Here is a 25,084-nt window from a genome sequence, read left to right as displayed (position 1 = left end):
AAAATTACTATTCTGCCCTTTATCCCTTATTTTTAGGAGGATTTAAAAATGATTGACCATGATAAAAAATATACTTTTAACTGCAAGTGCTTTGCTGATATTCCTGATTTCCTGTAAACAGAAGGAAGAAAAGAATGAAAAAACTGCCGAAGTAGAAGAAACCACAATGGAAGTTGAAGCTCCAGTAGCCGCGGAAATAATACCTATTGAACATGCTACAGCCGTAATTGAGTGGAACGGAAATACCATTTATATAGATCCCGTTGGCGGCAAAGCAGCTTTTGAGGGGCAAAAATCGCCAGACATAATTTTTATTACCGATATACATGGCGATCACTTTAATCCAGAAACCTTAAATGAATTAAATCTTGAAGGTGTACAGATTATTGCACCCGATGCCGTAAAACTACAAATGGAGGAAAACTTATCTTCCAAAACAATTACTATGGAGAATGAAGAGACCAAAGAAATCGCTGGTTTCTCCGTAAAAGCCATTCCTATGTACAATTTGCGTGAAGAGGCCAAAGACTTCCATGTAAAAGGCAGAGGAAATGGTTATGTTTTCACCTATGGTGATGAACGTATTTATTTTTCAGGCGATACCGAAGATATTCCAGAAATGCGTTCCTTGGAAAATATTGACAAAGCATTCATTTGTATGAACCTACCCTACACCATGACCGTGGAAAGCGCTGCCGATGCAGTGTTGGAATTCAAACCCAAACAAGTTTACCCATATCACTTTAGAGGAAGACCCGAGGTAAGTGATGTTAAAAAATTCAAAACGATTGTGAACGAAGGAGATTCCGATATTGAAGTGGTACAATTGGACTGGTATCCCAACGATGATTTTTAGGTATGTGAAATAATTACCTAATTTTATCGTTAGAACAACAAACTTAATAACCAAAAAACTTGAATATGGCTCCCAAATCCCATGTTTTAGTAGTTTTGGCAATCTTTTTTGCCGTACAAGCTACCTACTCTAATCAATGTGACAATTTTTACGCTAAAGTAACCTATGCGCTCAGCCATGGCAAAAAAGCCATGAACGCTACGAATTTTGAGCATCAAATGTATTATGCCGAAAGGGCACGTACCGCTTTGGAAAAATCTGAAGCGTTTATGGCCGAATGTAGTTGCGACAAAGCCAAAAACAAAACCTTGGACGCCATGGAAACCTTGGACAAGGCCATAGAACCGGTTGACTGGGAAACTGGTAGGTTTTTCACAAAAAAGGCTCTTGGGGAAATCAACGAATTGATTACAATTATTGACCAATGTACCCTTGGTAATTCAACAACTACAACTGCGACCGTAGATTCTTCTAGTTACTACGAAGAAAATGCTGTTGAAGAAAAAACCAAAACTGCTTCCGTTAACTCTATGGAACTGGAAATGATCAAGGTTTTTGAAAAACATGCCAATGACAAACTCCAATCAGCGGAGCAAGCCATTGAGCAATTGGTGGAACTATCCAGTTCCATTGGTCCAGCCTCTGCGGGTAACAATCAAGACCCTAACAGCTTAGCAGCCCACCAAAAAGCCTATTTGGAAAAAGCAAAAAAGTTATTGGAGGAAGGCATCAAAAATCTCGGCGGAGAAGAATAATTTTCTCCTTTTTTAACGAATCAATTTTTTGTACTTGATACGCTTGGGCATAATATCCGTTCCCAAGCGTTTCTTTTTGTTCTCCTCGTAATCAGAGAAAGAGCCTTCAAAGAAATATACTTGCGAATCGCCTTCAAAAGCAAGGATGTGGGTACAAATCCTATCCAAGAACCACCTGTCATGCGAAATGATCACCGCACAGCCTGCAAAGTTTTCCAGACCTTCTTCCAAAGCACGAAGCGTATTTACATCCAAGTCGTTGGTAGGCTCATCCAAAAGCAACACATTGCCTTCTTCTTTTAATGTCATCGCCAAATGGAGGCGGTTACGTTCCCCTCCGGAAAGCATGTTCACCTTTTTGTTCTGCTCACTTCCTGAAAAATTGAATCGGCTCAAATAGGCGCGTGAATTTACTTGCCTTCCTCCCATCATAATCAATTCTTGGCCGTCGCTAAAATTCTCCCAAATGGTTTTTTCGGGATCAATATTGGAATGCGATTGGTCCACATAGGCCAATTTTGCAGTTTCACCAACGATAAACTCCCCTTTATCGGGAGTCTCCTCGCCCATGATCATTTTAAAAATAGTGGTCTTACCGGCACCGTTCGGGCCAATAATACCAACAATCCCTGCCTGTGGTAGGTTAAAGTTCAAGTTTTCGTATAACAATTTGTCACCGAAAGCTTTGCTTACATCCTTGGCCTCGATCACATTGGTTCCCAAACGTGGTCCATTGGGAATATAAATTTCCAACTTCTCCTCCATCTGTTTTTGATCTTGGCTCAGGAGTTTGTCATAATTCTTTAAACGGGCTTTTTGCTTTGCCTGTCTTCCTTTGGCGCCTTGGCGAACCCAATCCAACTCTCGTTCCAATGTTTTTTGGCGTTTGGAAGCTTGTTTGCTCTCCTGCTCCAATCGTTTCGCTTTTTGATCCAACCAGCTAGAGTAGTTTCCTTTCCAGGGAATACCCTCTCCGCGGTCCAGTTCCAAAATCCAACCAGCCACATTGTCCAAGAAATAACGGTCGTGTGTTACAGCGATAACCGTTCCTTTATATTGTGCCAAATGGTGCTCCAACCAATGTACCGACTCGGCATCCAAGTGGTTGGTAGGCTCATCCAACAAAAGCACGTCCGGTTCTTTCAACAACAAACGGCACAATGCCACTCTTCTACGCTCACCGCCGGAAAGTACGCTTATTTTCTTGTCAGATTCTGGAGTACGAAGGGCATCCATCGCAATCTCCAGTTTTGTATCCAATTCCCAAGCATTGGAAGCATCTATCTGATCTTGAAGCGCAGCTTGCTTGTCCATCAACTTTTGCATTTTGTCCGCATCCTCATATACTTCGGGCAGACCGAACATATCGTTGATTTTATTGTACTCATCCAAAATGGCGACGGTTTCGGCAACACCTTCCTTTACCACTTCAAGAACGGTTTTATCCTCATCCAACTGTGGCTCCTGCTCCAAATAACCAACAGAATAACCTGGAGAGAAAACCACATCCCCCTGATAATTTTTATCGACCCCTGCGATTATTTTCAACAAGGTGGATTTACCCGAACCGTTTAGACCCAAAATTCCAATTTTGGCGCCATAGAAAAAGCTTAGGTATATGTTTTTAAGTACAGGGGTGTTGGCCGTTTTAAAGGTCTTGGTAACCCCAGACATTGAAAAAATGACTTTTTTATCGTCTGACATCTACTATAAATTAAATGGTTTAAGAAAAAGAGGCTATACTCTGCCTTTTAAGGCGTTGAACACCCAAGCTACGGCAAAAAATCCAATTCCAACAGCAGCAAAGCCCCATCCTGCTACTTCATCATATTTAAAAGCTCCAAGTGCTATCATACCCAAACCTACCAAAATCATAATCCATGTGGCATAGGCCAGCACTGTGTTCTTATTCATAATCATTGTTTAAATTTCTGAAGGGTTTCAAATATCGTAAAAATAGATATAATGTAAAGTTATTATTAAGGATTATGTTTCAAAAGGGAAGCTTACACCACTTTTTTCCCTGACCTTGTCCAACAACTCTGATAAATCCAAGCTATTTTGATGTGACCATAGGTCACTTTCAATTTTGTTTTCACGCAAACATTTGTGCACCTCCAAAATCTCGTAGTAGTAGCCAATTCCCGTTAAAGGCAAACTGAACTTATTGGTTTTATCATCTTTTGCCAAGGTATACTCGTCTGCTTCGTGCCATCTAGGTTTTAAAAACAACTGTCCTTTGCTACCTGATATTTCAGCCTCCATTTTAGAATCGCTTGTAAGTCCGCTATAGAGGATTGATTGGGCTTCTTTATAATCAAAAATCATACTGGTTTGGAGTTCTGTTCCATTTTCATGGAACTTGGATGTAGCCATAATATCATCTGGCATGCCCAACAACAAATAAGATAGAAAAATGGGGTAAATACCTATATCCAATATACTGCCCGAAGCTAAATCGGGATTTAATAATCTAGAGTCCAAATCTCTGTCCAAACCGTAAAATGCAAAATCCGCATGGATGTATTTCAAATCACCCACCACCCCTTCATCAACCAATTGCTTTACTTTTTTGATGGATGGATTGAACCTAGACCACATGGCCTCCATTAAAAATGCGTTGTTTTGTTTGGAAGCATTTACCTGTTCCACCACTTCCGCCCTATTGACGCCCATTGGTTTTTCACAAAGTACCCCAATACCATTTTCAAGGGCTTTTACGGACAATTCCTTATGAAAATTATGCGGTGTGGCTATATAAACCACATCTACTGTTCCTGACCGGAACAATGCATCATAACTTCCAAAAGTGTGTTGTACATTATAGTCATTTGCAAAAGCTTCGGCACGTTCCAATGACCTTGATGCCACCGCAGCAATCTCGGCATCATCAACGAGCATAAGGTCCGATACAAATTTTCTAGCTATTTTTCCTGGGCCAACAATGCCCCATCGTATTTTGGTTTCCATAGAGTTCAAAAGTAATAATTATAACTCCTTATCTTTAACCAACTAAATGAATTTTCAAAAAGAATGGATATAAACTTCAATAAGAACGAAGACCACAATAAATTAAAACTTTCAGACCTGAACCGTAGATTGGCCAAAGTGAAACTCGGCGGTGGTAAAAGTCGTATTGAAAAGCATCATGCCAAAGGCAAAATGACTGCAAGGGAACGTATTGATTATTTACTGGATGATGATGGACAATCCATTGAAATAGGTGCTTTTGCCGGGGAAAACATGTATGAGGAACACGGTGGATGTCCCTCGGGCGGTGTTGTGGTAAAAGTGGGTTATGTGCAAGGCAAACAATGTGTTGTCGTGGCGAACGATGCTACCGTAAAAGCGGGTGCCTGGTTTCCCATTACCGGAAAGAAAAACCTACGCGCACAGGAAATTTCCATCGAAAATAAGTTGCCCATTATTTATTTGGTGGATAGTGCAGGGGTATATTTACCCATGCAGGACGAGATTTTCCCTGACAAAGAACATTTTGGACGCATTTTTAGAAACAATGCCGTGATGAGCAGTATGGGAATTACCCAAATTGCAGCCGTTATGGGTAGTTGCGTAGCTGGTGGTGCCTACCTGCCCATTATGAGTGACGAAGCTTTGATCGTCGACAAAACTGGGAGCATATTTTTAGCAGGAAGTTACTTGGTAAAGGCTGCCATCGGGGAGAGTATTGACAACGAAACCTTGGGCGGCGCTACGACGCATTCCGAAATTAGTGGAGTAACAGATTACAAAGCCAAGGACGACAAGGATGCTTTGGACAAAATAAAGAACATCGTAGATAAAATCGGGGATTTTGACAAGGCGGGCTTCAATCGGGTTGAAGCCAAGAAACCGGTCGAGAATCCTGATGATATTTTTGGCATATTGCCCGCATCCCGAAGCGACCAGTACGATATGTTGGAAATTATAAAGCGTTTGGTGGACGATTCCGAATTTGAGCAATACAAAGAGGGTTACGGCAAAACAATACTAACAGGCTATGCCCGCATAGATGGTTGGGCCGTAGGCATTGTAGCCAATCAAAGAAAGGTTGTCAAAACCAAAAAGGGTGAGATGCAGTTTGGCGGTGTCATCTATTCCGATTCCGCGGACAAGGCAACCCGATTTATTGCCAATTGCAATCAAAAGAAGATTCCACTTGTGTTTTTACAAGACGTTACCGGATTTATGGTGGGCAGTAAAAGTGAGCATGGCGGTATTATAAAAGATGGTGCCAAAATGGTGAATGCCGTTAGCAATTCGGTAGTGCCCAAATTTACCATTGTAATTGGCAACAGCTACGGAGCGGGAAATTACGCCATGTGCGGAAAAGCTTATGACCCAAGATTGATTGTAGCCTGGCCAAGTGCCGAACTTGCCGTTATGAGCGGAAATTCTGCCGCAAAAGTGCTTTTGCAGATTGAAAAGGCAAGTTTAGAAAAAAGTGGAAAACCAGTAGATGCCGAAAAAGAGAAAGAACTTTTTGATAACATAAAGCAACGGTACGATGACCAAATATCTCCCTATTACGCTGCAGCCCGACTTTGGACGGACGCCATAATCGACCCGTTGGATACCCGTAAATGGATTTCCATGGGGGTTGAGGCCGCCAATCATGCTCCCATTATAAAGCAATTTAATATGGGAGTGCTACAAGTATAATTTATTTGCTTTGGGCCATTGGTGAGGGAAGAGTAAAATCAAACAAATGCCGATTGGCCCCTTTGGTGCCCAAACGATAAACCTTAATCTCTTTGCTTTGCAATTTGCTGCCGTAGTTGCGGTAAATGGTAACTTTTAGGTAAGAGGGCGTCAATTGTTTGTTGCCATGGTAGGTTGCATTTATCCTCCAGATGCCCGGCAATTCATCATCAAGCAAAAAGTCGGCCATGGAATAGCCCAATTTCTTTTCGGAACGAATCCTCTCTGGCATTTCGGCCAAGGTATGTTTCCAGTTGAAATATTGATTGCTTGGGTTTACAAACTGCAAATCGAACTCGGCTTCCGAATCGTTCCACTCAAAAACAAGTCTAGCAGCATATTTAGCTTCCTTATCCTTTTTTCTATCCTTGATTTTTAAGGTGCTGTTCTCCAGAGTGAACAAATTCTTGATTTCGCGCTTCATGATCATCCCCAGTTCCATACTATCCACAGGCAACATTCCCTCATCCTGAAGATATGCATGCCTTGCATACAAAGTGGTTGCGGACTTGGGTTGATCCAAATTACGATAGCTATTGGCCATATCTATAAAGCTTTGGGCATAATCAGGACGTAATGAATAAACTTTTTTATAGATTTCATGCGCCTTTTCGTACCTCTCCTCGCTCTCCAACGTGTAGGCGAGCGCTTTCAGCATCACTGGGTTTTTATCGGTTACATTTATAAATCTTTCCAAAATTTCCTCTGCAAAGTCCTCCTCCCCGCGTTCCTCATAAAAATAAGTATAGGAATCCAAAAGAAAATACGGGTGATTACCGTAGGTTCCCTTCATTTTACTGTAAATGTTTTTGGCTGTTGCTGCGGATTCACTTTGGTAAAGTCGTTCTAAATAAACGGGCAATGTTTGCGCATCTATTCTTTCTTTTACCTGACCTTCCTTTACAAAATTGTTTCTCAGTCTAGCTTGATCGAAAGGTTTATTGTTTTCACGTGGAGTAACTGTGCCGGTTTTGGTGTTGATTACAACAACACCTCCCACACCAAGTGTACCATACAGGGATGTTGCCGTCAATGAAGATATAAAGGCTATTCTCTTCACATTTCCCAGAAGTTGGCTGCAATTAACTTTAGTCAAAACCACACCATCCACATCGAAAACCGCTATGCTTTTGTGTGAAGATACACTTTGAATCGATCTCATTTTTACAATCAGTTCGTCCGTTGTAAGATTACAAAATGCATTTACACCTGCAAACCGTCCAACAATCAATGAATTCAAGTTGGGTGCTCTATCAATTTCATCTTCACCAATTATTCGTAAAGGAAAACTTGACGTCTCTTGATCCATATAACCAAAAGAAGATTTTATAATTTTAGGGCTTGAATTATATTCTAATTCCATTTCTTTCTGCCCTTTTAAAATAGATTTAGATACGACCACTTCATCCAATGCTTCGATTCTAGGTTGCATGGCTATGTTCAAAATTCGGGTAATATCTTCAACGATAATGGTGACGGTATCCATACCCATGTAGGTATATTGAATTTCTTCACGGGTCTTGGCCATAATTCGGTATTGGCCCTCGGCATCAGACGCCGTTTTACATCCAGTAGCCAAATTGGCAATCTGAACGTTGGACAATGCCAATTTACCATCAGTGACACGTCCTTTGATCTGATTTTGACCATAGGCCATACCAGAAAACAAAATAAATACTCCTGTAAAATATAGCAACCTCATAGCAACTTGAAAATTAGAAGGTTACTAAATCTACAAAAAAATAATCAGTTCCCTAAATGCGATTTTGGCCTTGGGACCAACAATAATTCGGTTTGTCGTCCATTAATGTATCGAAACCCATCTTCACCAAAAAAACCAGGTTCTTCCAGCATTATGCGGATGTCCCTGTTCCATTCGGGGATGTTTACGGTGGCATTCAGTTCAATAGCATAGGCGGTGTTGGGATTTAAGGGATAGTTTTCACCATCATCTTTCATAACCCCGCCTTGTGCATCCCACATACCAATAGTGGTCCCGGCAGAGTGTCCATAGGTACCCAAAGGATGTGTATAAATTGATGGTCTTAGTCCAGCAACTTTCGCATCTTGCAGGGCTTTGGCCAAAATCTCGTTGCCTACCCTGCCCGCTACCATGTTTTGGGTGAGAAAGTCTTGTACACGGTTACCATCATATAAAGCGTTCACCAAAAAAGAGGGGGCTTCGGTTTCTTCTGGTTTAAGTAAGTAGGCCAGTTCCTGGCAGTCCGTATTTAAACGCAAGTAGGTGATTCCAAAATCGCAGTGCAACAGATCCCCTTGTTGGATGACTTCGTCATCTGGTCTTCCCGAAAAAGAATATAGGTGACCTACCAACTCTTCACTTGTCCGCTGAACATCCACGGTAGGATGAAACCAAGTCTCCAGACCCAAATCCGTAACTTTTTGACGCATCCACCATTCCACTTCGGTGGTGGTGGTAACGCCAGGCGTAATCACCTTTTCCGAGAAAGCTTCGGCGATAATGTCGTGGGTAATATCCGTCAACTGATTAAAAATGGTCATTTCCCGAGGTGTACGGGTCTCTATCCAACGTACTGCCAGTTGTTCTGCGGAAACCACTTTGGATCGGTATTTTTTAGGTAGATTGGACATAAACTCATCGTAATCCGTTTTATCAAGACCATCGGCTATGTTGTGGTCCTTGGAAAAATTGAGCCCTATTTTCTCAGGGTTCCGTTCGGTAATCAATTCCATCAAACGTTTCCACTGATTGGGCTCTTTGTCCTTATCCCAAGCGGAAATAATGCTTTTTCCGATATTATAACGGGAGACGGCCAATTTATCTATTGTGTTGTTCTCCTTATTCCTATAAAAGAGGATGATAGTCCTTCGTCTTGCATTCAACCATGTTGCGGGAAGCATCGTCTTAAGAACAGGGTCTTCGTTGTATTCACGGGATATTAATATCCACATATCCAATCCGGTCTCGTCCATTAATTTAGGCAGTAAATTATTGAACCTATCCTCAAGGATTTCGTCCACTACCCTCGCACGTTCCACTTCGGGGAGTATTTGTTGGGAAATGGCAATAAAGGGCAATAGCAGTACTATTAGGTTGATGGTTTTTCGCATGGTTGATTTTTTAGTTTGATGCTTATAAAATTAAGCAATCAGCTGAATTGTTTTTTTCCTATTGATTTTTTTAGTTGCAGTTTCCGAGAAGGCTTTTACAAAATAAACCTCCTTGGGCACCTCGTATTTTGATAGCGTTTTTAATTCCTTGATGGTTTGATGCAGTTCACGCCCATCGGTTGAAACGCCTTCTACTAAGAGCACTAATTTTTGTCCCAAAGTTTCATCTGGTATGCCAGTAACAAAAAAGCGTGATTGTATTACACTTGATAGTTTTTCCTCAATCGTTTCGGGAACCAATTTGATTCCGCCCGAATTGATTATGGAATCATACCTGCCCAGCCATTTAAACTTGGTGTTACTTACAAGTTCCACAAAATCATTGGTGACGACTTTCCGGTCTGAAATTTTAGGTGCATCAATTACCAGACACCCCCTATTGTCTTGGCTTACAAAAACATGGGGCAGCGTCTCAAAACTATTAACTGAATCATCAGTTATTCGTTTTATGGCAATATGGGTTATGGTCTCTGTCATCCCATAGGTTTCGTAAGCTTCAACAGTTAGCGTAAGCTTGCTTTGCAAACTTGAATCCACGGGTGCTCCACCAATAATCAGTTTGTTGACCCTTACTAAATCTTTCAAGGAATTTTGGGCCTGTAAGGGCACCATGGCCACAAAATCGTAGGTTTTATTAGTATTTGACAAGGGTGTCGATGAGGGTTCCACACAATCCAAATGTAAACCGAGAACCATGGCTCGTACCAACATCATTTTACCAGCAATTCCGGCACATGGCAAACACAAAAGGGCCTTATGCTTGGGCTCTAATTTAAAATATGTTCCCGTAGCCAGTGCGGAATTTACCATTTGCTTTTTTTTAAGCACTATGGTTTTAGGTTTGCCCGTAGATCCAGAAGTGTGGACTTTCATTGTTGACTCATCCGAAGACCAGTCCAACAAAAAGTCTCCAATGCTTTTTTCAAACGGCTTTCCTTCCTTTATGAGGGTTTGACCTATTTTAGGTAGACCTTCAAAATTTGATGGAATATTGTTTAACCTAAAATCGGGGTGGACATTATGCCAAGTCGGATGCTCCATCGCTAATTGCTACATATTCTTCTTTGGTCAACACTTTTCCAAAAAGGCGTTCGTTCCAGTTCTTCCAGCCGTATTTTTTTGAGAAAATAAACAGCAAAATGGGATAAACCACAAAAACAGGAATCAGAACATCCCAGCCCAATACGGGTTCCGAAACATCTTTATAAAGTGAGTTGGTTTGGAAGGCTGTCCAGTCCGCCGTAACCAGAATGGCCGTAAAAAAATTATTGGCTGCATGGAAACCTAAAGGTAATTCCAGTCCTTCATCCATTAAAGTCAATATGCCAAGAAAAAAACCGGTTCCTATATAATATACCAAAACACCATAGCCCAATTTCTCTACCTCTGGGTTAAAAATGTGCAATAGTCCAAAAAGTGAGGAACTTATCAAAAATGGAAGCCATTTGTTCTTTGAAGCAATTCCAATGGCCTGCATTAAATAGCCGCGGGTAAAGTATTCTTCAAAACTGGTTTGGACAGGGATAAAAATTACTGAAATAATGACCAACATAAAGAATGGTCCAGGATTAAAATCGAACTCATAGTTTTCGGGAGACAGATACACATCCAGGAAAACCAGTCCAGATGAAATTATCCCCCAAAGGAAAAAGGAAAAAGCGATTCGTCTCCAATCAATCCCTTTTCTAGAAGTGGTGAAATCCTTGAATGGCAACTTATGAATGAACTTTACAACAAACCATAAGCTTACCATTCCTCCCAAAAAGGTCAGGAGTACCAAAAGAAAAAACAAGTTGAGACCTAGAGTCTCGGCCATAGCACCATAATCCGTCGGTATGGAATTCATAAAATCCGACTTTAAAATCAAGGCGAAAATAAGGGGAATTCCTCCAAGCACCTGCCAACCAATAAAAACAATCAACAAACCGACCAAATACCTCCAACGCTCTGTAAATCCTTTATACGCTTGCTCTATGTACATATTTCTTGAATTAAATCCATATCCCAGCCATTTGTTCGGCTGTAAAAAAGCTTGCCCTCGGCTACTTCCAAAGGACTTGCTATATTGTTGGTAAAAAGGCTACCTGTTCCCAACCCTTGCGGCATTGTTGTGTCCAGCGAATACGTATACTGTGCAATGGCGTTTAGCCCAATATTGCTTTCCAGCGCACTTGTAATCCACCAACCAATGCTTTGTTTTTCTGCTAAATCTATCCACTCTTGGCTACCTTTTATCCCGCCGACCAAACTTGGTTTCAATATGATATATTGCGGTTGTATGGTTTGTAGCAATTTTTCTTTTTGTGTTACATCAAAAACTCCAATCAATTCCTCGTCCAATGCAATGGGCAATGGTGTTTTTTTGCAAAGCTTGGCCATTTCTTCCCACTGACCTGCTTTTATGGGCTGTTCAATTGAATGTATTTTAAATTCCGACAATTTTTCCAATTTTTCCATGGCTTCTTCGGGTGAAAACGCTCCATTGGCATCTACACGCAGTTCTATTTCTTCTGGGGTAAAATTTTTTCGGATGGATTTAAGGATAGAAACTTCTTTTTCAAAATCAATGGCTCCTATCTTCATTTTGATGCAGCCAAAACCATCTTTCAGTTTTTGCTCCAATTGTTTTAGCATATAAGCCTCGTCGCCCATCCAAATAAGCCCGTTTATGGGTATTGGGGATCCCTTTTTCGTAAAATCGGACGGAAAAAGCTCAAACGGGTCTTTGGATTGTAACGACAACAAGGCCTGTTCCAGCCCAAACTGAATGGACGGATAAGCCCTTAAATGATGCAACAATTCATCTTTTCCTAAATGGATGTTATTGCAGGCCCAAGCAAGTTGTTGTTCATAATCGGGCAGGTCATCAACGCTCAATCCGCGCAATATTCCGCACTCCCCTATTCCAAATGCATTAGCATCTTTAAGGATGATGTACCAAGTTTCTTTTTGGGTCATTACACCGCGCGAGGTACCGCTGGGGACTTTAAAATTAAGGGTATACTTTTTAGAGCTTGCTTTCATGAAGTAGGCCAAATTTAAGTATCATTATTTGAATATCCCTTTAGCGAGAGAAAAATAAATCAACTAAAGTTGAACCAAAACCGTACCCCTTCAACTTCCCTATCTATGTTCAATTTGGATTGAAGTTGATTCACCAATCGGTTGATAAGGCGAATGCCCATGGAGGAGTGGGCACGTTCATCGGTATCTTCCGGTAGCCCTATACCATTGTCGGTATATTCAAAATAGCCTTGATCACCGTTTTTACGCAGGTGGATGTAGATTTTACCGTTGTCATCGTTATCGGGAAAGGCGTACTTGAAAGAATTGGATACAAGTTCGTTCAAAATCAAGCCAAAGGGAATCGCCCGATCAATGTCCAGTTCGGTGCCTTCTGCATCAATGGTAATGCTGATGTTGTGACCTCCTTTTTTGTAGACGGATTGCACACTGTTGATCAAACTCTCGATGTATCCTTGCATTTCTATCACCGAAAGGTCATCGTTCTGATACAATTTTTGATGGATCAAAGCCATGGCCTTTACCCTGCTCTTGCCTTCTTCCAGAGCCACAATCGCAGCTTTGCTTCGCGTGTTCTTGGTCTGTAGGCTCAACAAACTGCTTACCATTTGCAGGTTGTTCTTTACCCTATGGTGAATCTCTTTTAAAAGAGAATCTTTTTCCACAAGGGAGTTTTCAATAATATGCTTCTGTTCGGCGATCAATCGTTGGTTTTTGATACTCTTTAAATAGGCATATACCAATCCAGCAAAGCCCAAAAGGGTAAATATCAAGGAAATGAACACCAAGTTGATTCGTTCATCCTTGGCTTTCATCTCGCTACGGGCCAGTTCGTTTATTCTTTTTTGCTCATCTATGAGCCTTTGGGAATTTTCCAAGTCCTCGTTGGCAACAATGGTGACCAATTGTTGTTTTATAAGTGCTGATTGTTTTTTTGATAACGAATCCTTGATTCTTTCATTACGCTTGTAATAGATCGAGGCGTTTTTATAGTTTTCGACCTTGTCATAAAAAGCTGCCAGCAAACTGTTCTTTTTTATGGTCTGGAGCACCGAGATATTGTCGAACTCAACGTCTAAATATTTTTTTGCCGCAGAAAAACGATCCATTTGCAAATTGGCCTCGGCCAAGTAAAGGGTGTTTTCCACAACTTCGCTTTGATCCTTATTATTTGGTGATTTATTTAAGGTTTCTATACTGGTTTCCAAAAGTGGGATTGCCTCTTCATATTCGCCAAGCATTACATGACATTTTGCAATGTTCCCCTCTATTTCTGCCTTTAACAGATTACTTTCAAATATATCCGATTCACTTTTTTGGGTAGAAATATCGTTGATATACACATCCAAATAAGCCTTTGCTTTTTTTAATTCGCTCAAGGCCGTCGGTGCAGAGTCGTCCAACCTTAAATAGTTGCCCACCTTACTATGGTATTTTGCCAAACCATAGGAATCGTTGTCCGCAATGGTTGGCTTTACCTCCATTATATATTGGTTACGGGCTTTTCTATACAATCCTAGATTGCTGTAGATGTCGTAAAAAGAAACATTATTGGTCAATCCAAGCTCGCGCTTTTGTTTTCGGATTTCAATCTGTTTATCAAACAATTGGAGGTTGGCGTAGTTATCATCGAGGACATCCAAAACTATTCGCCGGGAGTCAGCATCCAAGGAATCCTTAATCTCGTACAGTTCCATAGCCAAGGCTGTGCTTTTATCATATTCGCCCAAATCGTTGTACACCTGTGCCTGCATTACTTGGTAAAGGTGCGAAGCTGTAGTATCTTGAGTTTTTTGGGCGTTGGCCAAATAAATTTTGATGGTATCCAACCAATCGTAGGCAGAATTTACATTGTACCGATCCAAGGAATTGAAAAAAACCTCGAACCGCTGAGAAGCTTGGTCGGTATCCTGAAACTCTTTGAGGACACTTTCCTCTTCATCTACAGCGTTTTGTGCAGATGAATTGAAAAGAAAAACAAAAAATACCGTGGTAAATAAAAATTTTACGTAACGTCCCATTAATTTAATTGATATAGCGACCACGGATTGTTTCCGCGGGCCCTATATTATTATCGTGCCCTTTTTTCCTTTATTGCCCCGACATCCAATTCAATTCAAAAAACGGAACATTGTACCGAATTGCCACGTATGGGGTATATAAAGAACGTTAGTTTTCCCACAAAATTAAATCCAATAGGAAAGAGTTGACCACTATTGTTGTGAAAGTGTTGTTTTCTGTTGTGAAAACAGAATTTCTGTATGTCAAAATGCATTTTGTCGATGTTTTGTGCTTTTTATGGAATATTTGGATTGGCACAAAGAGCATAAAATTGAAAAAGGTCCTGCTTTTTACAACAAGACCCTTTTACGAGAACACTATATGAAAATGAAAAAATTACTTTCTGATTTATTAACACTGCTAAAGTATGGGCGTAAGGCATTGTATAAAAAATATTGTTGTGAACTCCTTAAAAATTGTTGTCTCCCCCTTTAAAAAATGTTGCCACAAAAAAAAGTGCCCCTAAAGGCACTTGTATATGGTATGTTCCAACTAACATTAACTGTTCATGGATGACAATATAAATTCTTTAAAATCCTTGGAAATCGGAATCAGATTGTTGTTGATCATAATATCCTTGGAGTTGATGGCATCAATGTGGTCAACATTGACAATGTAGGATTTATGGGCCCTATAGAACTTGTTCTTTGGCAATTTTTCCAAATAATCCTTTAAGGGGGATCGTACCAAAAACTTTTTATCGGCCGTATTAACTTCCAAATAAACATTGTCCGCCTTTATAAATTGGATATCACAAAACTGGATCCTATAGTACAGATGTTGTTTTTTTACAAAGATGGAATCCTTTAAAACGGAGTTGGAAGTAATTTCATCGGCTTCGTCCGCTACTTTGTCTATTCCTTTTTTGGCATAGTTAAAGTTGGATAACGCAATCTCTATTGACGTATAAAGGTCTTGTTGCTCAAAGGGTTTCACCAAATATCCGTCCGGTTTTACCGTTTTGGCATTTTCAACGGTGGCCCGATCCGAGTTGGATGTAACGAATATGAAAGGAATGTTATATGTGTCCCGGATATGTTTGCCAAGGTCGATACCTGTTTTGTCCGATGCCAAAATGATATCGATGAGCACCAAATCAACATGATTGTTCTTTAAGACATCTACTGCTTGCTCGTAAACTATGACATTGTCAACAATTTCATAGCCGATTTCCTCTAGCATGGATTGCATGTCATCAGCTATGATGACATTATCCTCTACGATTAAAATTTTTATCGGATGTTCCAAGGTTCCTTTAAGTTTATTTGGTTGTAAATCAAATTTACAAAAAAATATTAACAGAAATTAAGAATAACAACGCCAATAAAAAAGTACTGAGTGCCACTTTTTTTAATTCGATGTCCAATTCCCCCGGATCTTTGGTCATCATCACTTTTCGTAAATGGATCAATAATGGCACAAAGGCCACCATAAAGAAGGATTGTTTCCAATCAAAGTCCTCCATCCAAAGATATAATGCAAAACTGATCAAGGCCATAAAAATCAAAAGGAAATGGTAGCGTTTTCCATTCTTAAAACCCATTTTAACCACCATAGTAATCTTGCCATGCTTTTTATCGGAGACTATATCTCTGAGGTTGTTCAAGTTCAACACGGCTACGCACAAAAGACCGATGGAGATTGCGGGCAAAAGCGAGGACCATCCCAAAGATTTTGTATAGAGAAACATACTGCCCAGTACGCCCAACAAACCAAAGAAAAGGAATACAAATAGGTCTCCCATACCCCTATATCCATACGCATTGGCCCCTACGGTATATGTAATGGCGGCCCAAATACTCAATAGACCCAATAGTAAAAAAAGAAGTATGTAGGGTACATTTTCCAAGCCAAACGCCAAATAAATAAGAGCCAAGGCAATCAACAAGCTAATAATTATAGATGCAACTATGCCCTTTTTTAATGCCCTTTTGGTAATGGTTCCACTTTGTATTGCCCGTGCCGGACCAATTCTATCCTCGTTGTCCGTTCCCTTTACACCGTCGCCATAATCGTTGGCAAAATTGGAGGTTACCTGAAAACCAACAGTGGTCAACAGGGCCAAAATAAAGATGGGCAGTTCAAATTGACCTTCCAACATGGCCAAGGCGGTGCCTACAATTATTCCAGATAAAGAAAGAGGGAGTGTGCGCAGTCTAGCAGCCTGTACCCAAGCCTTTGTGTTTCCCAAGATTAATACGGATCTTCTATTTTAACTCTTTGACCATCCTTGTACGATGCAACAAATGCATCTTGGAAACCCATTTGAACCAATTGCTGCCTAAATTTTTGAGCTTCTTCCAAGGTTTCAAAATTACCAAGGGAATAGGCATAAAACGGATTGGTCTTTACAAAAAGGGTGTTGGTCAATGCTTCGGAAGCCAAGGTTACATTGTTTTCCACAAAAGATTTTACCTGAACTGAATAAATTTTTTCCTTGTTCAAAAACTCTTTGGCCAAGTAAAACTCCTTTACCAAACTGAGCTCTTCGTTCTGGGACCTAAGGTTATCTATCCTAGCCTTGATTACATCCAAACTATCTATGGAAACAAGTACATTACTTTGATTTTCGAAAGATTGCTTGCTACTAAGGCCTGCAGTAAAAGATGTAATGGCCAAGGTACCGATCACGAACAGCCCCACGAAACTCAAAAGAATGTTCCGCTGTAGTTTAATTTTACGAAGATCTTTGTTCTTGAACTTTATCTGATCGAGCAGTCTTTCGTTTATAATCTGGGCCTTATCTATATCCTTATGAAGGTCCAACAAATCGCTTTCTTCAATAAAAGGCATGCTGTGGAGGAGTTTTATGTTATATGTTATGCTAAAAACATAACAACCAATAAGTTAATATGAATCCTTACAAAAATAGGATTTTTGTCCAAAGAAAAAAACTTTACTGCTCGAAAGCTTGAAAGAAACTGGTATCAACAAGGTTTTCATCACAATAAATGAATCCCGTCATCCTGAATATTGATTTTGCGCTGTCGGTACAAAATGCCCGCTCCCTTTTTAAAAGCCTTCTTGCTCAAGTGCAAGATTTTCTTGATGTCTTCCGGTGATGATTTATCGTGCAAAGGCAAAAAACCGTTGTTCTCCTCTAGTTTTTCCAAAATTATTTTGGCTGTTGGTTCCAACATTTTGGCTCCAATGGGCTGTAAGGATATATCTATCTTTTTATCGTCCCGTACATTTTTGATGAATCCCCTTAAACGGTCGCCGATAGCGATGGGTTTAAAAATATCGCTGTCAAATATAAGCCCCTTGTGCCTGTCATCCACTATTACTTCCCAACCCAACGGAGTTTTCCGATAGACCAAAAGGTCAACTTGATCATTCTGCTCGTATTCTACATTTTCGTTGGAAAGGAACTTATCCACCCGGCTAGATCCAGTGAGACGCATGCTTTCATCATCCATATAACAATGAACAATGTATTTGTTTCTCCCCTCCATCCTTTCGGACTGTTCCCTAAAGGGAACAAGTAGGTGTTTTTCCAGCCCCCAATCCAAAAAAGCGCCGTAATTCCCAACTTCAACCACTTCCAAATAGGCAAAACCGTTCCGAACAATCTTCGGTTTTAAGGTTGTGGATATGGGCCGTTCGGCATTGTCCAGATAACAGAACACTTCCAAATCTTGATCTATTTCAAAATCTTCGGGCACATATTTGTTCGGTAAAAGTATTTCCGTGCCCTCATCATCTCCCAAAAAAAGTCCTATACTGGTGCTTCTTAGCACCTTAAGGGTATTGTAGTTTCCCAATTCTATCATTCGGCAAAGGTAGCTGTAAATTATGGGTCTAAAAAAAGCTGCCCTTCAAGAGCAGCCCTTCTTAACTGTATTAACCTATTAATTTTATTAAAAATAATAAATACCACTAATTATAAACCGATTCTTTTCCAAAATGCTTGGTCAACATATAGTAAATTACAGCGCGGTGTTTGTTCTTTTCTGACTTTCCGTACGCATCAATAACACTATTGATAGATTCCATCAATGCTGGTGTTTCGGCAAGACCCAATTTTTTGATCAAGAAATTGTTTTTAACCGTCTCCAATTCCTTCTCATCGGAACCTGAAACTTTGGAGGCATCTAAATTATAAATTGCAGGACCCAGTCCTATAGCCACTTTGGTCAACAAATCCATGTCTGGTGCTTGCCCGAATTTACTTTTGATGTCGGCTGCGTATTTTTCGATCAGTTCGTCTCTTTTGCTCATAATTGGTCAGTATTCTTAATTAATTTATAGCTAAGGCCTAAGATATGAAATCGAAGTACCCAAGCAAAATTTTATTGTTCAATACTCGTGGTGTTGTGACTTCCAAGATTTTCGGTTTGTCCGATTTTGAATAGAATTCTGCCAAACCTTGTTTCAGTTCTGTTTGATTTTGGGCAGTAATATGTTCAAAACCGTACATATTGGCCAAGTGCTGGGCCGATAATTCGTGATTGGTCTCAAAAAAGGTCTCAAACTCTTCCGTTTCCTCCATGCCTGGTAATATCCTAAAAATTCCACCACCCGAATTATTGATGAGCACAATCCTAAAATCTGGACGTATATAGTTGTTCCACAAGGCATTGCTGTCGTAAAAAAAGCTTAGGTCGCCTGTAAACAACACAGTCGGTTCTTTACTGTAAATAGAACTTCCCACGGCTGTTGATGTAGTACCGTCTATACCACTTGTGCCCCGGTTGCAGAATACTTTCAATGATGCGTCCAAAGGAAAAAGCTGCGCATACCTCACCGTGGAACTGTTTGCCAAGTGCACCTGATACCCTTTGGGTATGTTTTCGATGATACGATCAAAAACGCTAAAATCGGAAAATGGAATTTTCTTAAGATAGGCATCTCGTTTTGCTTCGTACTTATTCGTTTTGCTTTCCCAAAACGCCTTGTAATCGCTTGCTGGATTGCTATTTTCCAAAACAATTTTTTTGAAAAACAGATTGGGATTTGTCTTGATGTGCCTTGTTAAGCAATAAAAAGTGTCGTTAGCCTTTTTGGAGTCGATGTGCCAATGTTGCTTGGGCTTATATTCCCGTAAAAATGCCTTTATTTTTTTGGAAACAATCAATCCTCCAAAAGTTACCAAAAGTTCTGGTTGCAAAGCTGTAAAAAGTTTTTCTCTGTTTTTCGATTTTTCAATTGGCGCAATAATACTATCAATACTTTCGAAGAATTCCGGATGGTGCAAATTGGATGTGGTTTCGGTAAACACCAATGTGTTTGGGTCCTGTGCCAAGCTTTCCAAAACTTCTGCTTCAATCGCGCTGGGTTGGTTTACGCCCACCAAAACCAGTTTTCGTGCACTATTGTTCCAAACCTTCGCTAATTCGACCCAATTCTCCTCGCTTGAAGATTTTTGTTCCAAGTATTTTCCATCATCTTTAATTTGTACCGAAGGCTCCTCTGTCCTGCCGTACAAAGGCTCCTCAAACGGAACATTGATATGAACCGGACACGTTTCATCAAAAGCTAGCGCAAGAGCCTTGGCAATTTCCCGTTCATTGTACGATTGTATCTCTTCCTGCTTTTCGTTTAATAAGGACTTACTAAATTTTGAAATGGCATCCGTAGCATGGGAAACATCCTGCTTCAAATTAGCGGAATACCCAATATGCTTTTCCAGTATATTTTCCTGTCGGATCGTTTGCCCGTCACCAATATCAATTCGGTAGCTTGGTCTATCCGCAGAAACTACGATTAAGGGAATATCACTGTAAAAAGCTTCGGCAACGGCTGGATAAAAATTCAATATGGCACTGCCCGATGAACAGATTACCGCAACCGGTTCCTGCAAATGTTGCGCCATACCCATGGCAAAAAAAGCAGCACAACGCTCATCTACAATGCTGTAACATTTAAAAAAAGGGTTTTTGGTAAAACTGATGGTCAAAGGGGCATTTCTGGACCCCGGTGAGATAACTATATTTTTAACGCCCCTTGATTTAAAATACAAAACCAAGGTTTGTGCGGAAGGTATATCTGAGTACGTCATTAACTACAAAAATACATCATCTTGATGGTAAAACTATGCTAGTAAAACATCAATTTACAAGATGCCCAACATGGTCTTGCTTTTGTTTTGGGTCTCCATCCATTCACTTTCCGGGTCGGAGGCCTCGGTGATTCCTCCCCCAACAAAAATGAAAGCCTTACCATCCTCCAATTGCATGCAACGAAGGTTTACAAACAAGGACAGTTCTCCTCGGGAACATAAATTCAGTTCCCCCAAAAAGCCTGTGTAAAACGTTCTTTTATAGTTCTCGTTAGCTTTAATAAATTGTTGCGCTTCTTCCGAGGGTATTCCACAGACCGCAGGAGTTGGGTGCAGGGCCCTGATTACTTCTTTGACATTCAGGTTGGGTAGCATGGTTCCACGCACCTCCGAACGCAAATGCCACAAATTACCTGCACGTACGGACTCGGCCTCATCAATTTCCAGCCGTTCCATGGTATGTGCCAATTTGTCGCCAATATACTCGGATACCATTTGCTGTTCCTCAATCTCTTTGTTGCCCCATTTAGGATCTTCATTCTGAATATAAGGTAAAGTGGCGGCCAAGGACATGGTTTGTAATTTCTTGTCCTTTACTTTAACCAAAGTTTCAGGCGTTGCACCACACCAAGTCCCTACTTTGGGGTGATGAAGAAGGTATCCAAAAGCATTGGGGTATTTTTTAAGAAGTGTTTTAAAGATTTTGACGGGAGATTTTGTGATGGAAACCTCAATTTTTCTAGAGAGCACTACTTTTTGTAGCCTGCCCTTTTCAATTTCCTTGATTCCATTTTCAATCAATTGGATATGGGCGTCTTTCCCCGATTCATCCAAAGTAATCGTGTTTGCTTTTTGTGATTTTTCAGGATGAAACTCTCCTTGCCAAACCTTATCAGGTTGAATCAAAACCACTTTATCCTCTGAACTAAAAGGGGCGAAAACAAAACCTTTTTCCGTAAAATCTTTGGAATAATGGAGTACATTGCCCGACTGAAATACGCCGACAATATTTGTCTTATTTGGCTTTCGGTAAACTACAAAGGGTGACCCTTTTTCCAAACAAGCCCCTGCCCTTTCTAAAATATCTTCGAGGGCTTTATTTTCTGGGTAGTGCAATGGTGGTTAGTTTACAGTTGGAAATCAAACGGTCCTGTTCGTCGGTAATTTTTATTTCCCAAAGTTGAGTGGTCCTACCCTTATGGAGAATGGATGCCTTGGCATACACAAAGCCTTCTTTTATGGAGCGAACGTGGTTGGCGGCAATCTCGATACCGCGAACAAAAAACTTTTGTCCGTCCAAGAAAATATAGGATGCTGCACTCCCCACACTTTCGGCAAGTGCTACGGATGCACCGCCATGCAATACACCATCGGGTTGGTGCACCTTGGGTGTTACGGGCATTTTGGCCAAGAGAAAATTTTCGCCGACATCAATATAGGTAATATCCAATGTTTCCATTAATGTGCCTTTGCAAATCTCGTTGCAAACGGACAGAATCTTCTCTTTATGCTCGTTCATCTTTCTATTTTTTGTAAAATTACACAAAGCTTTGGCAATAGCTAAATCAAGAGACCTCAATCATGTCCAACACAGAGAAGACCGTTACCTACACTACCGAAAATACTTATCTAACGCAGAATGAATTAACCCAAAAAACTAAAAATGTATGGTTGGTTTTTCATGGAATTGGCTATTTGAGCCGTTATTTTGTAAAATATTTTAATGGTTTGAATACTGAGGAAAACTACATTATTGTTCCCCAAGCCCCATCCAAATATTATTTGAAGAACGAGTACAAATATGTTGGCGCCAGTTGGTTGACCAGGGAAAATACATCAATGGAAGTAAAAAACGTGCTCAACTATATTGATGCCGTTCTTGAAGCAGAAAATATTCCAGAAGATGTGAATCTTATCCTTTTTGGGTTTTCACAAGGCGTTTCCATAGCCAGCCGATGGTTGGCAAGTAAAAAAGCAAATTGCAAGCTGGTCGTTTTATATGCAGGTGGCATTCCGAACGAACTTACTACTGAAGATTTTGAGTTTATGGATTACAGTTCCACCGAAATAAAAATAATTTATGGCAACCAAGATGAATTCCTGACCCCAGACCGACTTAAAGGCGAGAGAATCAAAATTGACAAGTTGTTCCAAAGTAATGCGGAAACTACCATATTTGAAGGAGGGCACGAAATAAAGCCTAGTATCATCAAAGATTTGATTTAACTTCTAATTGGAAGTTTCATCGTCGGGCGCCTCTTCTTTATAATATTCAATGGTTCTTGTAATATAAGTGTTGTCAGGGGTAACTATTTGCTTTACCCAATTGCTGGGGGTATGGCTGTCAAACTGAAAAATATACTTGTCCGTAGACTCGGTATTGATAGTTTTCTTAACCATTCTGCTCAATTTGCCATCGGAGTAATAGTAATAGCGTTTTCTTTGCGATACAAACTCTTTCTCGGCCACATCGTACAAAAAGTCTTCACTGGTCACCAACTTTCCCTTGCTGTCAAAAACCTCTTCGTGGGCCGTATTGGGTTCACCGTCAATATATTCCTTGGTCAAAACTACTTCTTGGGTGCCGTTTGGTCCTTTTTTGGTAGAAGTTCTAACTGCTTTTTGAAGAACTCCGTTCGTAAAGGTGCTCACAGTACACTCATTTTTAACTTGAACATATTCAAAAGTTGTCTCGTCCACGCCCTCGCCATTGGATGATATAATACCGGTTAATTTACCCTCATCATCATAATGGTATTGCTGTTGCTCCAAGAACTGTTTATCGTACGAAATGATTTTCTCAGTTACTTTTCGGTTGGGAACCGTATCAATCTCATAAAAATTTACCATAGAAGTGGATTCGTCCAGCACATTGTTCTTATAACTTTCCATACGCTTTTCGACCAATTCACCATTATCATATTTATAATAGGTAATGTCTTGGTCGGTATCGTTGTATTGGGTCACGGTTTTGGTCAAAATACCCTGCCTATCAAACTCAAACAACTCCTTTCCATAATCGGTGGTAACAAGACAGGATTTCACCTTGCCCTTCAAATCAAAATCTTTCACAGTAAAGATTTGCACCTCTTGGGACCACATTCCAACAATCTGGAAGAATGAAAAAAGTAGAAAAATGGTGTAGTGTTTTTTCATGTTGTAAAATTAGTCGTTAAAAACGCAACTGAAAAATCTAAACCACATATATCATGCCCCTATCGGCAAGAAATCACCTAAAATTTACGTTCGGTGGCAAAAGGTGAAATATCCATGGACAATTTATCACCTGAAATAAGTTCTGTAACCAATTTACCTGTTGCAGGGCCCATGCTCCATCCCATCATGGCATGACCTGTTGCAATTGTCAAGTTGTGAATGTTCTTGGGCTTTCCAATGTACGGAAGACCATCGGGCGATACGGGCCGTAGGCCACATTTTGCATTGTTCTTGGCTTCTTCGGGAATCTGGAACCCGTTGTAATATCCTTCAACACCTTTGGCAATGGCCCCTACCCTTTCCTTTCGGATGGTATGGTTAATTCCGGAAAATTCCATGGTTCCCGCAAAACGGGTAAATCCTTCCATGGGAGTAACCGCTATTTTCTTCTCCATTAAAATGGCGGGCATGGTAATATTTGTCGGTTCTTCTACATTGATTCTGTACCCCTTTCCCGCTTGCAATGGCAATTTTAAACTCAATTTTTTTGAAAGCTCGGAAGTCCATGACCCCGCAGCGAAAACTACTTCGTCCGCTTTGTAGAATGTTTTTTGGGTGGTAATCCCAGTTACTTTTCCATCTGAAAGAGATACATCTGTTACGCCCTCATTTTTATGAATATCCACTCCGGACTTCTCCAGATACTCCACCATTCTTTTCATGATAAGCGGTGGTGTGGTATGTCTGTCGCACTCCCAAAGTATGGCTCCTTCTGCATTAAAATCTACATGGGGTTCTATTTTTTTTAAGTCTGATTTGGAAAGGTGTTTGCCCACCAAACCCATTTTGGCTGCTTTTTCCACCACCTTCATTTCGTGGTCGCGGGCTTTCTCGGTTTGATACACCATCATCAAACCTTGATTACCTATTTGAAAATCCCCCAAGTCACCTGAAACTTGTATCTCTTCATACAATTCCCTGCTCAAAAGGTTGATGTCTCGAATAACAGACATGGACCGTTCTACCTTGGTTTGGGTGGCCGATTTTTTAAAAAGCCATGCCCATCGAATAAAGTCGGGATCCAGCCGTGGCTTCATATAAAAAGGGCTGGAAGAATTGAACATATACTTCAACCCCTGTGTAATCATACCTGGCGAAGCTAAGGAAACGATATGGCTCGGGGTAAGATAGCCCGCATTTACAAACGAAGCTCCAGAACTAATGTCCGATTTGTCCAATACTGTTACCTGGTGCCCTGCCTTATGTAAAAAATAAGCCGTGGAAAGTCCCACGATACCACCTCCGACTACGATTACACTTTTATTCTTGCCCATTGCAACATCATTAAAAGAAGCGCCAAGATACATAAAGGGCAGG

At 40.5% G+C, this 25,084-nt stretch carries 23 protein-coding genes; 4 read left to right on the top strand and 19 right to left on the bottom strand.

The genetic code is table 11. The features are described 5' to 3' along the window. Positions 1 to 58: 58 nt before the first annotated feature. Together AC13CC_RS05890 and AC13CC_RS05885 are read left to right on the top strand one after the other, a co-directional pair. A complete protein-coding gene (locus AC13CC_RS05890; RefSeq protein ID WP_482876489.1) occupies positions 59 to 856 on the top strand; it encodes an MBL fold metallo-hydrolase in 798 nt (265 codons plus the stop codon). Positions 857 to 921: 65 nt separating this feature from the next. Beyond that, the gene (locus AC13CC_RS05885) at positions 922 to 1,611 is read left to right on the top strand and encodes a hypothetical protein (protein ID WP_326277351.1); all 690 of its coding nucleotides are present in this window, start codon (positions 922 to 924) and stop codon (positions 1,609 to 1,611) included. 12 nt (positions 1,612 to 1,623) lie between these two features. Here the strand turns inward: AC13CC_RS05885 and ettA are convergent, their stop codons facing one another. The 3 genes from ettA to AC13CC_RS05870 form a co-directional block, all read right to left on the bottom strand. Beyond that, complete coding sequence (gene ettA / locus AC13CC_RS05880) at positions 1,624 to 3,315, bottom strand: energy-dependent translational throttle protein EttA (protein WP_326277352.1); 1,692 nt, start codon at positions 3,313 to 3,315, stop codon at positions 1,624 to 1,626. A gap of 33 nt (positions 3,316 to 3,348) precedes the next feature. Further along, positions 3,349 to 3,531, bottom strand: coding sequence for a CAL67264 family membrane protein (locus AC13CC_RS05875; protein ID WP_326277353.1), 183 nt, complete (start codon positions 3,529 to 3,531; stop codon positions 3,349 to 3,351). 66 nt (positions 3,532 to 3,597) lie between these two features. Then, on the bottom strand, positions 3,598 to 4,581 hold the full coding sequence (locus AC13CC_RS05870) for a Gfo/Idh/MocA family protein (protein WP_482876488.1): 984 nt from the start codon (positions 4,579 to 4,581) through the stop codon (positions 3,598 to 3,600). Positions 4,582 to 4,644: 63 nt separating this feature from the next. Between AC13CC_RS05870 and AC13CC_RS05865 the strand changes: the two genes are divergently transcribed. Then, positions 4,645 to 6,273, top strand: coding sequence for an acyl-CoA carboxylase subunit beta (locus tag AC13CC_RS05865; RefSeq protein WP_326277355.1), 1,629 nt, complete (start codon positions 4,645 to 4,647; stop codon positions 6,271 to 6,273). Between the two features lies 1 nt (position 6,274). On the opposite strand, the gene AC13CC_RS05860 is transcribed toward AC13CC_RS05865, so the two are convergent. The 14 genes from AC13CC_RS05860 to AC13CC_RS05795 form a co-directional block, all read right to left on the bottom strand. After that, positions 6,275 to 8,014: a carboxypeptidase-like regulatory domain-containing protein gene (locus tag AC13CC_RS05860; RefSeq protein ID WP_482876486.1), complete on the bottom strand. Its 1,740-nt coding sequence runs from the start codon at positions 8,012 to 8,014 to the stop codon at positions 6,275 to 6,277. A 44-nt stretch (positions 8,015 to 8,058) separates the two neighbouring features. Next, positions 8,059 to 9,405, bottom strand: a complete 1,347-nt coding sequence (locus AC13CC_RS05855) for a M24 family metallopeptidase (protein WP_326277358.1) — start codon at positions 9,403 to 9,405, stop codon at positions 8,059 to 8,061. A gap of 30 nt (positions 9,406 to 9,435) precedes the next feature. Beyond that, positions 9,436 to 10,506 (bottom strand): AMP-binding protein, encoded by a 1,071-nt coding sequence (locus tag AC13CC_RS05850; protein WP_326277359.1) that lies wholly within the window; start codon positions 10,504 to 10,506, stop codon positions 9,436 to 9,438. Beyond that, entirely contained in the window at positions 10,484 to 11,446 is a 963-nt protein-coding gene (locus AC13CC_RS05845; protein WP_326277360.1) for a CPBP family intramembrane glutamic endopeptidase, read from the bottom strand. Before AC13CC_RS05845 ends, AC13CC_RS05850 begins: the two co-directional genes overlap by 23 nt. Next, positions 11,437 to 12,489, bottom strand: a complete 1,053-nt coding sequence (gene menC / locus AC13CC_RS05840; protein ID WP_326277361.1) for an o-succinylbenzoate synthase — start codon at positions 12,487 to 12,489, stop codon at positions 11,437 to 11,439. The genes AC13CC_RS05845 and menC overlap by 10 nt, the downstream gene beginning before the upstream one ends. Positions 12,490 to 12,548: 59 nt before the next feature. After that, entirely contained in the window at positions 12,549 to 14,510 is a 1,962-nt protein-coding gene (locus tag AC13CC_RS05835; protein ID WP_326277362.1) for a sensor histidine kinase, read from the bottom strand. Positions 14,511 to 15,048: 538 nt separating this feature from the next. Next, positions 15,049 to 15,798: a LytR/AlgR family response regulator transcription factor gene (locus tag AC13CC_RS05830; protein WP_014034279.1), complete on the bottom strand. Its 750-nt coding sequence runs from the start codon at positions 15,796 to 15,798 to the stop codon at positions 15,049 to 15,051. 34 nt (positions 15,799 to 15,832) lie between these two features. Beyond that, positions 15,833 to 16,741, bottom strand: coding sequence for a 1,4-dihydroxy-2-naphthoate octaprenyltransferase (gene menA, locus AC13CC_RS05825; protein ID WP_326277363.1), 909 nt, complete (start codon positions 16,739 to 16,741; stop codon positions 15,833 to 15,835). A gap of 2 nt (positions 16,742 to 16,743) precedes the next feature. Beyond that, positions 16,744 to 17,343: an SPOR domain-containing protein gene (locus AC13CC_RS05820; protein ID WP_326277364.1), complete on the bottom strand. Its 600-nt coding sequence runs from the start codon at positions 17,341 to 17,343 to the stop codon at positions 16,744 to 16,746. 149 nt (positions 17,344 to 17,492) lie between these two features. After that, the gene (locus AC13CC_RS05815) at positions 17,493 to 18,323 is read right to left on the bottom strand and encodes a CvfB family protein (protein WP_326277365.1); all 831 of its coding nucleotides are present in this window, start codon (positions 18,321 to 18,323) and stop codon (positions 17,493 to 17,495) included. 106 nt (positions 18,324 to 18,429) lie between these two features. Continuing rightward, positions 18,430 to 18,771: a DUF2853 family protein gene (locus AC13CC_RS05810; protein ID WP_482876484.1), complete on the bottom strand. Its 342-nt coding sequence runs from the start codon at positions 18,769 to 18,771 to the stop codon at positions 18,430 to 18,432. Positions 18,772 to 18,808: 37 nt separating this feature from the next. Then, on the bottom strand, positions 18,809 to 20,551 hold the full coding sequence (gene menD / locus AC13CC_RS05805) for a 2-succinyl-5-enolpyruvyl-6-hydroxy-3-cyclohexene-1-carboxylic-acid synthase (protein ID WP_326277367.1): 1,743 nt from the start codon (positions 20,549 to 20,551) through the stop codon (positions 18,809 to 18,811). 54 nt (positions 20,552 to 20,605) lie between these two features. After that, positions 20,606 to 21,667, bottom strand: coding sequence for a chorismate-binding protein (locus tag AC13CC_RS05800; protein WP_326277368.1), 1,062 nt, complete (start codon positions 21,665 to 21,667; stop codon positions 20,606 to 20,608). After that, positions 21,648 to 22,070 carry a PaaI family thioesterase gene (locus AC13CC_RS05795; protein WP_326277369.1) on the bottom strand — a complete coding sequence of 141 codons (423 nt, stop codon included), beginning with the start codon at positions 22,068 to 22,070 and terminating at the stop codon, positions 21,648 to 21,650. The genes AC13CC_RS05800 and AC13CC_RS05795 overlap by 20 nt, the downstream gene beginning before the upstream one ends. A gap of 62 nt (positions 22,071 to 22,132) precedes the next feature. Here AC13CC_RS05795 and AC13CC_RS05790 point away from each other — a divergent pair, with 62 nt between their 5' ends. Beyond that, on the top strand, positions 22,133 to 22,777 hold the full coding sequence (locus AC13CC_RS05790; protein ID WP_482876483.1) for an alpha/beta hydrolase: 645 nt from the start codon (positions 22,133 to 22,135) through the stop codon (positions 22,775 to 22,777). 3 nt (positions 22,778 to 22,780) lie between these two features. On the opposite strand, the gene AC13CC_RS05785 is transcribed toward AC13CC_RS05790, so the two are convergent. Both AC13CC_RS05785 and AC13CC_RS05780 read right to left on the bottom strand, forming a co-directional pair. Further along, the gene (locus tag AC13CC_RS05785; RefSeq protein WP_482876482.1) at positions 22,781 to 23,707 is read right to left on the bottom strand and encodes a hypothetical protein; all 927 of its coding nucleotides are present in this window, start codon (positions 23,705 to 23,707) and stop codon (positions 22,781 to 22,783) included. A 77-nt stretch (positions 23,708 to 23,784) separates the two neighbouring features. Continuing rightward, positions 23,785 to 25,041, bottom strand: a complete 1,257-nt coding sequence (locus AC13CC_RS05780) for an NAD(P)/FAD-dependent oxidoreductase (RefSeq protein ID WP_326277372.1) — start codon at positions 25,039 to 25,041, stop codon at positions 23,785 to 23,787. Between the last annotated feature and the right edge of the window lie 43 nt (positions 25,042 to 25,084).

The organism is Flagellimonas sp. L-11 (assembly GCF_056857735.1).
Note: the sequence above shows the minus strand (reverse complement) of the source record. Positions and strands in the feature narration are given on the sequence as shown.